At 65.8% G+C, this 12,082-nt stretch carries 10 protein-coding genes; 4 read left to right on the top strand and 6 right to left on the bottom strand.

What is annotated here, in order from left to right:
- The first annotated feature begins 20 nt into the window (after nt 1-20).
- On the top strand, nt 21-902 hold the full coding sequence (locus tag ACYP5B_RS16280; RefSeq protein ID WP_400095555.1) for an AEC family transporter: 882 nt from the start codon (nt 21-23) through the stop codon (nt 900-902).
- 39 nt (nt 903-941) lie between these two features.
- On the opposite strand, the gene mog is transcribed toward ACYP5B_RS16280, so the two are convergent.
- Together mog and yjgA are read right to left on the bottom strand one after the other, a co-directional pair.
- Complete coding sequence (mog, locus tag ACYP5B_RS16275) at nt 942-1,595, bottom strand: molybdopterin adenylyltransferase (RefSeq protein ID WP_459570398.1); 654 nt, start codon at nt 1,593-1,595, stop codon at nt 942-944.
- 40 nt (nt 1,596-1,635) lie between these two features.
- Nucleotides 1,636-2,253 carry a ribosome biogenesis factor YjgA gene (gene yjgA, locus ACYP5B_RS16270; RefSeq protein ID WP_400095552.1) on the bottom strand — a complete coding sequence of 206 codons (618 nt, stop codon included), beginning with the start codon at nt 2,251-2,253 and terminating at the stop codon, nt 1,636-1,638.
- Between the two features lie 57 nt (nt 2,254-2,310).
- Here yjgA and pmbA point away from each other — a divergent pair, with 57 nt between their 5' ends.
- On the top strand, nt 2,311-3,678 hold the full coding sequence (pmbA, locus tag ACYP5B_RS16265; RefSeq protein WP_400095551.1) for a metalloprotease PmbA: 1,368 nt from the start codon (nt 2,311-2,313) through the stop codon (nt 3,676-3,678).
- An 82-nt stretch (nt 3,679-3,760) separates the two neighbouring features.
- Here the strand turns inward: pmbA and ACYP5B_RS16260 are convergent, their stop codons facing one another.
- The 3 genes from ACYP5B_RS16260 to ACYP5B_RS16250 all read right to left on the bottom strand — a co-directional run bounded on the left by ACYP5B_RS16260 (nt 3,761) and on the right by ACYP5B_RS16250 (nt 5,927).
- Nucleotides 3,761-4,261: a dihydrofolate reductase gene (locus tag ACYP5B_RS16260; protein WP_267603898.1), complete on the bottom strand. Its 501-nt coding sequence runs from the start codon at nt 4,259-4,261 to the stop codon at nt 3,761-3,763.
- The gene (locus ACYP5B_RS16255; RefSeq protein WP_459570397.1) at nt 4,258-5,052 is read right to left on the bottom strand and encodes a thymidylate synthase; all 795 of its coding nucleotides are present in this window, start codon (nt 5,050-5,052) and stop codon (nt 4,258-4,260) included. The genes ACYP5B_RS16260 and ACYP5B_RS16255 overlap by 4 nt, the downstream gene beginning before the upstream one ends.
- 176 nt (nt 5,053-5,228) lie before the next feature.
- Nucleotides 5,229-5,927 (bottom strand): TerC family protein, encoded by a 699-nt coding sequence (locus tag ACYP5B_RS16250; RefSeq protein WP_400095548.1) that lies wholly within the window; start codon nt 5,925-5,927, stop codon nt 5,229-5,231.
- A 531-nt stretch (nt 5,928-6,458) separates the two neighbouring features.
- On the opposite strand from ACYP5B_RS16250, the gene egtD reads away from it, so the two are divergent.
- Together egtD and ACYP5B_RS16240 are read left to right on the top strand one after the other, a co-directional pair.
- Nucleotides 6,459-7,559 carry an L-histidine N(alpha)-methyltransferase gene (egtD, locus tag ACYP5B_RS16245; RefSeq protein WP_400095547.1) on the top strand — a complete coding sequence of 367 codons (1,101 nt, stop codon included), beginning with the start codon at nt 6,459-6,461 and terminating at the stop codon, nt 7,557-7,559.
- 143 nt (nt 7,560-7,702) lie between these two features.
- The gene (locus ACYP5B_RS16240) at nt 7,703-8,962 is read left to right on the top strand and encodes an SUMF1/EgtB/PvdO family nonheme iron enzyme (protein WP_459570396.1); all 1,260 of its coding nucleotides are present in this window, start codon (nt 7,703-7,705) and stop codon (nt 8,960-8,962) included.
- A 160-nt stretch (nt 8,963-9,122) separates the two neighbouring features.
- On the opposite strand, the gene ACYP5B_RS16235 is transcribed toward ACYP5B_RS16240, so the two are convergent.
- Nucleotides 9,123-11,102 (bottom strand): DEAD/DEAH box helicase, encoded by a 1,980-nt coding sequence (locus ACYP5B_RS16235; protein ID WP_459570395.1) that lies wholly within the window; start codon nt 11,100-11,102, stop codon nt 9,123-9,125.
- Between the last annotated feature and the right edge of the window lie 980 nt (nt 11,103-12,082).

The raw sequence follows: 12,082 nt of genomic DNA, 5'->3' as shown, positions 1-12,082 counted from the left end.
GGCTTAACGGCAGCCCGCCCATGCTCGCGCGCATCGTCTCGATCATCACGCCGGTCATCCTGATCATCCTGGTCGGCTGGCTATACGGGCGCCGCGCGCATCCCGACATGTCCGGGATCAACCGCGCCACGCTCGATGTGATCGCGCCGCTGCTGGTGGTGTCCGCCTTCGTCAGCAAGGAATTCGTGCTGGCCGACCAGCTTGTGCTGCTCGGTTGCGCGGTCGCCGTGGTGCTGGGCTCGGGGCTGCTGGCCTGGCTTGGCGCGCGGCTGCTGGGGGCGGATCCGCGCACCTTCGTGCCGCCGATGATGTTCAACAACTGCGGCAACATGGGCTTGCCGCTATCGGTGTTCGCGTTCGGGCCGGTCGGGCTGGCTCCCGCGGTGGCGCTGTTCGCCGCGTCCAACCTGATGCATTTCACCATCGGCATGAAGGTCGTCAACCGTCACGCATCGATGACGCAGATCGCGCGCAATCCGATGGTGCTGGCAACGGTGGCGGGGGTGGGTTTGTCGCTGGCGCGGCCATGGTTCTCGTTGCCGGAGCCTGTGTTCCAGTCGATCAAGCTGCTGGGCGACGCTACCGTGCCCTTGATGTTGTTCGCGCTCGGCGTGCGCATGAAGGACGTGAGCCTGCGCAACTGGGGCATGGGCGCGATCGGCGCCGTGGTCTGTCCGCTGACCGGCATCGCCTGCGCGTTGCTGCTGGCGCAGGTGGTGCCGCTGACCCAGCTCCAGCGCGGGCTGCTGTTCGTGTTCGCGTCGCTGCCGCCGGCCGTGCTCAACTTCCTGGTGGCGGATCATTTCCGGCAGGAGCCGGACCAGGTGGCGTCGATCGTGCTGCTGGGCAATGTCGCTGCCGTGGTGTTCGTGCCGGTGGGGTTGTATCTGGGGCTGCGCTAACTGCACTAACCGCGCTAGCTTCAAGCCCCCCCAGTTGGCTCACGCCGCGGGCTTGGCGCGGGTCGCGTGCTTCGGGCGCCACACCTTGGCCACGGCTTCGTCGGTGTCGATATAGGGGCCGCCGATCAGGTCGACGCAGTAGGGCACCGCGGCAAAGATCCCTTGCACGATGGGTTTGCCGTCTTCGCCGCGCAGGCCTTCCAGGGTTTCGCGGATGGCGCGCGGCTGGCCCGGCAGGTTGATGATCAGGGCTGCGCGGCTGGCGGTTTCGCGAATCACCGCCACCTGCCGCGACAGGATGGCCGTGGGCACGAAGTGCAGGCTCACTTGGCGCATCTGCTCGCCAAAGCCGGGCATTTCCTTGGTCCCCACCGCCAGCGTAGCCTCGGGGGTGACGTCGCGCCGGGCCGGGCCAGTGCCGCCGGTGGTCAGCACCAGATCGCAGCCGGCCACGTCGACCAGCTCGATCAGCGTGCGCGAGATCAGCGCCTGCTCGTCGGGGATGAGACGCTCCACGGCCTGCCAGGGCGAGGTCAGGGCGCGCCCGAACCAGTCTCGCAGCGCCGGGATGCCCTCGTCCTGGTAGGTGCCGCTCGAGGCACGGTCGGAGATCGCGACAAAGCCAACCAGCAGTTCTTCCGGGTGCCTGCGGGCAACGGGATGGACCAGCGCGGGCGTTGTGGATTGCGTCATCTTGTCCCCATTTCCTTGGTTGCTGCTTGTTGGTTGTCGGTTATTCGCCGGCTTCCGGCTCGGGTTCCTGCTCGCCGGTGGCTGCGGCCTGCTTGCTTTCCAGCGCGGTCTTGATGGCCTGGAACAGCTCGCGGAAATAGCGCGGCGGCTTGCTCATCTCGTGCTCTTTGCGCGCATTGCGGATGATGTTGCGCAGCGTCTGGACGTCGCTGGCCGGATGCTCGGCCAGGAATTTCGTCAGCGCGGCGTCGTCCGCCAGCAGCAGTTCGCGCCAGCGCTCGACCAGGTGCAGCTTGGCCGTCTCGGCCTTGCTGGTGCCCTTGAAGCCTTCCAGCACGCGCTGGATGGCTGCCACCTCGTCATCGTCCAGCCTGCGCATGACCTTGCCGACGAACTGCATCTGGCGGCGCTTGCCTTCGTGGTTGGTGATGCGCCGCGCGTCGCGGATGGCGTCGGCCAGCGCTTCGGGCATGGGCACGCGCGCCAGGCGGTCCTTGGGCAGGGCTTCGAGTTCCACGCCCAGGTCCTGCAGGGCGAGCATATCGCGCTTTTTCTGCGACTTGCTCTTGAGCATGTCGTCGTCGTCGGCCGGTTCGGGGGTGAACGGGTCGGGGAAGCCGGAGGCGTTCCGGGGGGAGGGGCGGGTGTTTCGCGTCATGGTTGGCATTTTATCTTGCTATGATTCCTGTTTGGACTTTTGATGACCGCGCCCACAATGGATCAATCCGCAGACCAGACCACCCATTTCACTTATACCCAGGCCCAGCTGAGCGAGATGGCCGCCGATGTGCTGCGGGTGGCACGCGAGCTGGGCGCCACCGACGCGGCTACCGAGATCTCCGAGGGTAGCGGCCTGTCGGTGTCGGTGCGCAAGGGCCAGGTGGAAACCATCGAGCAAAACCGCGACAAGGTAATGGGCGTCACGGTCATGATCGGTCAGCGGCGCGGCAACGCCAGCACCTCGGATTTCTCGCCGGCTGCCCTGCGCGCCACGGCCGAGGCGGCTTACAACATCGCCCGCTTCACCGCGGAAGACGATTGCGCCGGCCTGGCTGAAGAGGAACTGCTCGAGCGCGACCCGCAAGACCTCGACCTGTTCCACCCCTGGAATATCGACGCCGAGCAAGCCATCGAGCTCGCGTGCCGCTCCGAGGCGGCCGCCTTCGCGGTCTCGCCGCGCATTCGCAACAGCGACGGCGCCAGCGTCTCGGCCCAGCATTCGCAGTTCGTGCTGGCCACCTCGCGCGGCTTCACGGGCGGCTACCCGTATTCCCGCCACTTTATTTCGTGCGCGCCGATCGCCGGCACCGGCAGCGGCATGCAGCGCGACGACTGGTACTCGTCCAAGCGCGCGCCCGGCGCGCTGGCCGCGCCTGAGGACATCGGCCGCTATGCCGCCGAACGCTCGCTGGCCCGCCTGAATGCGCGCCAGTTGTCGACGCGCCGTTGCCCGGTGCTGTTCGAGGCACCTCTGGCGGCCGGCCTGCTCGGCGCTTTCGTGCAGGCCGTGTCCGGCGGCGCGCTGTACCGCAAGTCGACCTTCCTCCATGACACGCTGGGCAAGGCGGTGTTTGCGCCGCATATCCATATCCATGAGCAGCCCCACCTGCCGGGCGCCATGGGCAGCGCGCCCTTCGACGAAGAAGGCGTGAAGACCCACGCGCGCGATGTGGTGCGCGGCGGCGTGGTGGAGGGCTATTTCCTCTCCACCTACTCGGCGCGCAAGCTGGGCATGAAGACCACCGGCAATGCCGGCGGCTCGCACAACCTGACGCTTTCCAGCACGCTGACCACGCCGGAAGACGATTTCGCCGGCATGCTGCGCAAGCTGGGCACCGGCCTGCTGGTGACCGAGCTGATGGGGCAGGGCGTGAACTACGTGACGGGTGATTACTCGCGCGGTGCGTCGGGCTACTGGGTCGAGAACGGCGTGATCCAGTATCCGGTGGAAGAGATCACCATCGCTGGCAACATGAAGGAAATGTTCCAGCAGATCGTGGCCATTGGCGCCGATTCGCTGGTGCGCGGCACCAAGGAAACGGGCTCGGTCCTGATCGAGCAGATGACTATCGCCGGCAACTAAAAACGACAGCGGCGGCCTGGAGACAGGCCGCCGCGCGGGTAACAACGTCAGGGTCGTTCAAACCAGGCGTTTGAGCCGACCGTTATTCCTCGCCTGAGGGCGGGCGTTCATACGTCACGAACGCGTAGTCGAAACCGTTCGCCTCCGAATGATGCCGCTCGCGCTGCGTCGCGATCCACTGCTGCGGGTCGATGGGCGGAAACACCGCGTCGCCTTCCACATCCGCATCGATCTCCGTCACCACCAGCCGGTCCGCGCTGGGCAGGGCCTCGGCATATAGCTGCGCGCCGCCGATCAGGAAGATCTGCTCCACACCCACGCATAGCCGCTGCGCGTCTTCCAGCGAGTTCGCCACGTCGCAGCCTTCGATGCGCAGGTCGCGGTTGCGGCTGACCACGATATTGCGCCTGCCCGGCAGCGGCCGGCCAATCGATTCCCACGTCTTGCGGCCCATCACGATGGGTGCGCCCATGGTGGTGCGCTTGAAATGCGCCAGGTCTTCCGGCAGACGCCAGGGCAGGGTGTTGTCGCGGCCGATCACGCCGTTGCGGGCCTTTGCCACGATCAGGGTCAACAGCGTCATACGGCCACCGGTGCCTTGATGGCCGGATGCGATTCGTAGCCCACCAGTTCGAAGTCCTCGTACTTGTAATCGAAGATGCTGTCCGGCTGGCGCAGGATCTTCAGCTGCGGCAGCGCCATCGGCGCGCGCGCGAGCTGGGTGGCCACCTGCTCGGCGTGGTTGCTGTAGATGTGGCAGTCGCCACCGGTCCAGATGAAATCGCCCACATCGAGCCCGGTCTGCTGCGCGATCATGTGCGTCAGCAGCGCGTAGCTGGCGATATTGAACGGCACGCCGAGGAAGATATCGGCGCTGCGCTGGTACAGCTGGCAGGACAGCCGGCCGTCGGCCACGTAGAACTGGAAGAAAGCATGGCAGGGCGGCAGCTTCATCTGCGCGATCTCGCCCACGTTCCAGGCCGACACGATCAGCCGGCGCGAATCGGGATTGCTGCGGATCTGCGTCATCAGGTCGCTGATCTGGTCGATGTGGCGGCCGTCCGGCGTAGGCCACGCGCGCCACTGCGAGCCATAGACCGGCCCGAGTTCGCCGTTTGCGTCGGCCCATTCATCCCAGATGCTGACGCCGTTTTCCTTCAGGTACTGGATATTGGTCGAGCCCTTCAGGAACCACAGCAGCTCGTGAATGATCGACTTCATGTGCAGCTTCTTGGTGGTCACCACCGGGAAGCCTTCGCGCAGGTCGAAGCGCATCTGGTAGCCAAACACCGAGCGCGTGCCGGTGCCGGTGCGGTCGGCCTTTTCGGTGCCATGCTCTTGCACATGGCGCATGAAGTCGAGGTACTGTTTCATCGGCGCGGGTGTTGGGGAAAAAGTGACGCGGCAGCAGTGTGCGCTGTATCTGGGCAATCTGCCAAGCGATTAGCAAATTGCTAAAGACTTGGCATTTTATCGCAAAGCAAAACGGGCCGCCTCGCGGCGACCCGTTCTCATTGGCCAGCCCCCTCAGGCGCCGGCCTCATCCTGCATTACTGCGCAGCCGTAGCCGGAGCCCGGCGCTTTTGCACCAGGTAGCCACCGCCCAGCACACCGCCGATGACCAGCACGAACAGGCCGTAGTAAGCCAGGGCGTTGGTGTTGAAGAACGCCTTGACCAGCGGCTCGCTCACGATCATCTTGACCGCCGTGAAGGCCAGCACGCCGGCACCCACGAAGATGATCGAGGGGAAGTGAGACATCAGCTTGAGCACCAGGCTCGAGCCCCACACCACGATGGGGATGCTGATGAGCAGGCCCAGCACCACCAGCAGGAAGCTGCCGTGCGCCGCGCCGGCCACAGCCAGTACGTTGTCCACGCCCATCACCGCGTCGGCGATGATGATGGTCTTCATCGCGCCCACCAGGGTGGTCGCGCCCGCGCCATGCTCATCGCCATTGCCGTCGTCGGACAGCAGCTTGTAGGCAATCCACACCAGGGCCGCGCCGCCGATCAGCAGCAGGCCAGGGATCTTGAGCAGCCACACCACCCCGACCGTCATGGCCGAACGAACCACGACCGCGCCGACGGTCCCCCAGATGATGGCCTTCTTCTGCAGGTGGGGCGGCAGGTTGCGCGCCGCCAGTGCGATCACGATGGCATTGTCGCCGGCCAGTACCAGGTCAATGACGACGATGGACAGCAGTGCCGTCAGGAACTGCATCGTGAACAAATCGGTGAACCATTCCATGAAATCTCCTCGAACAACGAATAGCTAAGAGCCGTGCGTATGCACCGGTTTGGCCTGGAGACATGATGTGTGGGGGGCTTGGGAGGCGCCTTTGCAAACCATGAAACCAGGTTGCAAAGGTCTTGCTCGACCGCCGATGGTACTTGGCGCGGTCAGCACAACCGGAGACTGTCAGTCCCGGAATGACGATTGTGCTAAGGGCATGGCCCCGGAGCTACTCCCCTTTGAGGGGCGATCCAATTCGGGGCAGGCCCGAAGCAGATACGCTGAGGCGGATTATAAACGATGCTGCATCTTTTTTGTGGTGGCTTGTTACTGCGCAACATGAAGCACTTTTTGCGCTTCGGCGCGGAGGATTTGGTGCAGTGCGGTAAGCACACTCCGCGCTCGCCAGCTATCCTGAGAAGACTTGCATCGGCTGATGCGCCCCAGACGTCACCGGAGGCGGATCCCGTGCGAGCCCCGCGCATGCCGTGACGTGCGGGCCCCTGGGGGTTTTATGTAGTGCCCATCGACCATCAAGGAAACGTCATGCCGGCAGTCCCGACCCCGCTGAATCCACTGAACGCACGCCTCAAGCACACCCAAGCCAATCACAACGGCACCTCTGCCCTGAAACCCAACGGCTCTCCCGCCAGCAGCGTCGTCGTCGCCAACGGCCAAGCACAGCCGAACCCGGTGCCCCGGCTGGATTTCATCCAGCAGTACCACGAGGACAGTGGCGCGCTACGCGGCGAGATCACGCGCGGCCTGCTTGCCGGCGCCGCCAGCATCAGCCCCAAATTCTTCTACGACGTGCTCGGCTCCCGCCTGTTCGAGGCCATCACCGACCTGCCCGAGTACTACCCCACGCGCACCGAGGCCTCGGTCTTTTCGGCATTTGCTCCCGCCATGGCCGCGCGCGCCGGCAGTGGGTGCGTACTGATCGACCTTGGCGCTGGCAACTGCCAGAAGGCGGCCCGGCTCTTCGGCAGCCTGCAGCCGGCACAATACGTGGCGCTCGATATCTCGGTGGAATTCCTGCGCGGCACGCTGTTCTGCCTGCAGCAGCAGCATCCGCAGATCCCCATGCTTGGCCTGGGCGCCGACCTGTGCGTGCCGCTCGACCTGCCGCCCGAAGTCAGGCACGGGCGCCGGCTGTTCTTCTATCCGGGATCGAGCATCGGCAATTTCGCGCCGGCCCAGGCGCAGGCCTTGCTGCAGCGGCTGCGGGCCGCGGCGGGCAGGGGGGATGGCGTGCTGATCGGCGTGGACCTGCTCAAGGACGAGCAGGCGCTGGTGGCCGCGTATGACGATCCGCTAGGCGTGACCTCCGCCTTCAACCGCAATGTGCTGCGCAACCTGAATCGCATCGTCGGCAGCGACTTCCAGCTTGAGGACTGGCGTCATGTGGCCAGCTTCGACCGCGAGGGCTCGCGTATCCAGATGCACCTGCAAGCCGAGCGCGAGGTCACCGTGCGCTGGGCCGAGGGCAGCCGCGACTTCCACGCGGGCGAGCAAATCCACACTGAGGATTCGTATAAATACCGCCCGGACGACTTCGCCGCCTTGCTCGAGGCTGCGGGCTTCGACGATCCGGTCTGGTGGACCGATCCGCGCGGCTGGTTCGCGGTGTTCCACGCCAGGGCCTGAAGCCTGCGGGCCGCCCGCGCGGGGGCGGGCGGGGCTGGTGTCATAATGCCCGCATCTCTCCGGCGAAAGGTGCGGCGCATGGCGCACGCGGCTCGCCGGGCCACGCAACCGGGTGCGAATCCCATTCTCCGGCAGGGTGTTCGATGAGCGGCTTCTCCATGCTTCCCGACCTTCATTTCAACGGCGGTAAGGCCGTCTGGGCCGACGCCCGGCGGCTGCCGCGCGAAGGCCTGGCACAGGCACTGGTGGAAGCGCGCAACCGCACCCTGGCCTGGCTGGCAGCCTTTGGCCAGACCCGGCGCGGCTGGGAGGTGCCACGCCAGGAGTTTGCCGACCCGCCGCTTTGGACGCTCGGGCACGTGGCCTGGCATGCCGAATGGTGGTGCCTGCGCGACGTGCGCACGCTCGAGCGCGATGGCGCCTGGCTGCAGGTGGCTGGTGTGCCGTCACTGCTGACCGGCGCGGATGAGTGGTTCGATCCCGATCGCATCGATTCCGATGCCCGCTGGGAGGTGGCGCTGCCTGACGTGGCAGTCGTCAAGCGTTACGCCGCCGATGTGCTCGATGCCGTCCTGCGCCGGCTGGCGGCGCAGCCCGACGATGGCGATGCCACGCTCTACGCCTGGCGCCGCGCGCTGTTTCACGAGGACCGCCAGGGCGAGGCCATCGCCGCGCTGCTGCAGGCGCTGGGCGTTGCCCCCGTGGAGCCTGCGATTGCCCTGCCATCGGTATCGGTGCCGCAAGGCGGCACGTTGCAGTTTCCCGGCGGGCGTTTCATCCAGGGCTGGAACGAGCCGGATGGCTTCGCGCTGCCCGATGAACGGCCGGCGCAGCCCACCTATGTGCCGGCTTTCGAGATGGATGCCGCGCCGGTCAGCAATGCTCAGTTCCTCGATTTCGTCGAGGACGGCGGCTATGAGCGCGCGTCGTGGTGGTCGGCGGCGGGGCGCCAGTGGCTGATGATGCAGGATCGCTCGGCGCCGCGTTACTGGGCCCGTCATCCTGAGTCGCGGGCCTGGATGGCCTTGCGTTTCGGCAGTCTGCGCACGTTGAACCCTGATGAGGCCGTGCGTCACGTCACCCTGTTCGAGGCGCAAGCCTGGTGCGCCTGGGCGGGCCGGCGCCTGCCGATGGAAACGGAATGGGAGCTGGCGGCCGTCCAGGATCGCGGCGGCCTGCGCTGGGGCATGGTGCGCGAGTGGACGGCGACGCCGTACGAGCCCTACGCGGGATTCGAGGCGAGCCCCGCCGATATGGAATACGTGTACTGCTTTGCCAGCCACCAGGTGGTGCGGGGCACCTCTTTCGCCAGCCCGGCGCGCCAGCGTCATGCGCGTGCGCGCATGGCGCTGCTGCCCGAGGACGATTTCGCGTTCGTCGGCTTTCGCAGTTGTTCGATGTAGCGGGGCGCTGGCTGCCCGTGGCGAGCGTGGATGGTTGAAGCGGCCAGCGCAAAGAAAAAGGCACCCGAAGGTGCCTTTTTCTTTGCGCTGCGAGAGCTCACCGCCGAAGCGGTGAACCCATTGCGCCGGGCGCATTAACGTTCCGAATCAACGCTCCGAATCAACGCTCAAAACGCGAGCGGCCGCCGGTGTTGCCGTTGCCGTTGCGCTGGCCGCCGCCGAAGCCGCCGCGGTTGCCGTCGCCGAAGCTGCGGGGCGCGCCGTCACGGTTGCCATCGCGGTTGCCGAAGCTGCGGCCTTCGCCGCCACGGTAGCCACCGTTGCCGCCATTGCCGGCTGCACCGCCGCCGAAGCCGGCGCCACGATTGCTGTCGCCAAAGCTGCGGGGAGCCGCGCCGTCACGATTGCCGAAGCCACGGTTGTCGCCGCCGCGGTAGCCGCCGCCTTCGTTGTTGAAGCTGCGCTGGCCGCCGGCCGCGCCCTGGCCGCCCTGGCCACGATAGCCGGTGCTGTTGCCATTGGGGTTGCCCAGGCTGCTGCGGTCGCCGAAGCCACGGTTGCCGTCACGGTCGCCGAACGGGCGATCGCCTGCGGGACGCGCGGCGCCATCACGGCTGCCGAAGCCGCGGCTTTCGCCGCCGCCGAACTTGCGGTCGCCAAAGCTGCGGTTTTCACCGCCGCGATAGCCGCCGCCATTGCTGTTGCCACGGTAGCCACCGCGGTCGCCACCCGGCTTGCCGGCGAACCCCGAGCGCGGCTTCGGCGAGCGACGCGGCTCCAGGCCTTCGATGACCGATGCGTCGACACGGTTGTTGGTGAAGCGCTCGATGCGCTTCCACTGGAACATGTCACCGTGGTTCACCAGGTTGATGGCGACGCCCGAGCGGCCAGCACGGCCGGTACGGCCGATACGGTGGACGTAGTCTTCGGCTTGCTTGGGCAGGTCGAAGTTGACCACGTGGGTGATATCGGGCACGTCGATGCCGCGTGCGGCCACGTCGGTTGCCACCAGGATGCGCAGGTTGCCGCGGCGCAGCGAGGTCAGGGTGCGGTTGCGCGCGCCCTGGGTCATGTCGCCGTGCAGCGCGCCGGCTGCGAAGCCGGTGTCCGACAGGCGCTCGGCCAGCGAATCGGCATCGCGCTTGGTCGCGGTGAAGACGATGGCTTGCTTGAGCGTGGTGTCGCGCAGCAGGTGGTCCAGCAGCTTTTCCTTGTGCGACATGTCGTCGGTGAAGTGCAGGCGCTGTTCGATATTGCTCTGGTCGGCGCGGGTCGCGGCGATCTCGATACGTTGCGGATCGCGCAGTTGGCGCGAAGCCAGTTGGGCGATGCGGCCGTCCAGCGTGGCCGAGAACATCAGCGTCTGGCGGGTGGCCGGGGTAGCGGCAACGATGGCGTCGATGTCGTCGGCGAAGCCCATGTCGAGCATACGGTCGGCTTCGTCGAATACCAGCATGTCCAGTTGGGACAGGTCGATACGGCCGGCTTCAACGTGGTCGAGCAGGCGGCCCGGCGTGGCCACCAGGATGTCAGGCATCTTGGACAGCGCGGCGAGCTGCTTCGGGTAAGGCATGCCGCCCAGGATGCTGGCGCAGACGATGCGGCGCAGGTGGCGGCCGTACTTGGCGGTGGCTTCGGTAACTTGCAGGGCCAGTTCGCGCGTGGGGGTCAGCACCAGCAGTGCGGGTTGCGCCGGCGACGGACGGGGGCGCTTGCCCTTCATGCGCTTGACCGGATCGTCCGAACGCGGGCGATTCGGCGAAGCCTTCTCGCTGATGCGCTGGATAGCCGGCAGGATGAAGGCGCCGGTCTTGCCCGAGCCGGTCTGGCTCGAAACCAGCAGGTCGCGGCCAGCCAGGAAGGCGGGGATCGCTTGTGCCTGCACCGGGGTCGGCGTGGTGTAGTTCAGTTCAACCAGGGCGCGAAGAATGGCTTCTTCGAGGCCGAGCTTGGCGAAGCCGTTTTCGGCATCGATGGCAACAGCGGCAGGCGCCACGGTGGCTTCCGGGCTGAGGATGGCGTCGAGCTTGTCGAGCGGGCTCGGTTCCTGGATAGCGGGGGTGGCGATGGCTGCGGCTTCGATCGATGCGTCGGCGGCGGAGGCAAAATCTTGCTCCGCACGAATGTCGTGCTGGGTCATGTCGTAATTTTCTTTAAATGCATGGCACCCCATGCCGAACTAGCGAACAGGGGCGGGCGCAGTGCAAAGTCTTAAAAAGGCTTCGGCGCCAATCGGTGAGGCCGTTACGACAGACACAGCTGGCAGTACGGCGGCAGGCAGGGTGGCACCGGGCACAAGGCCGGGCGACAGTCCCTGGCAGGCAAACAGCTCTATAGAGCTATTCAACAGGATCGGAGACGAGGCGACGTCGGTGAGAAATGCGTTCTGTCGGGTATCACCACTTGGCCTTGATGCAGCAAACAACACGGCAACATAAAGCAGGCCAGTCGGCGGGACCGGGGAGCAGAGCTTGAGAGCGGGGGCGGTATCGCCTGCCGGAAGAACCCGGCTGGCGTGTTGCACAACTCACAGTGCGAACTCACGGCGCGAATTATAGCAGAAACAAAAGTAAGTTTGTTGCACTGCGATAGGAATTCCTTTTTAGGACCAAAAGGCCGCGTTTTGCGTTCCATGCAGCACTTTTATGGCTATTCCACGCCCTTGCATTCAAAGTTGCATCCCCGGGCTGCCTGCCTATACTGAAGCCGTCGGGCACACGGTTGCTCGGCAAGGTAGCGGACCTGGAATACCCGCTGACCTTCCTCGGCGCTTTGCTTTAAGTGCTGCTAGCCGCTGATATCGCGGCAGTCGGCGTCACTGCCAGCTTTCCTTCGACTCTCCGGGTGGTCCGGAGGGACGTCCGCGTCATGGGCGGAATCATGGGAAACGCTGCTTGCAACGACTGTTGCCGCGATAGCGCCGGCGTTGACCTGGAAGGTCCGGACCGTCCGCAACCAGCCCGCCAGTTTCCTGGCGGGCTTCTCGTTTGTGGGGCGACGCGTTGTACGCCGTACCTCACTACGCCACTGCGTTTCCTTCTCGCGACATAAGTAGTCCATTGATACCTTTGCTAACAGCCTGAAGTCCCGGGTCAGGCTATTCTTGGTGCTAATCAAGAC

Source organism: Cupriavidus sp. 8B (assembly GCF_054589115.1).
The sequence above is the reverse complement of the archived record's forward strand: the minus strand, read 5'-3'. Positions and strand labels throughout refer to the sequence as shown.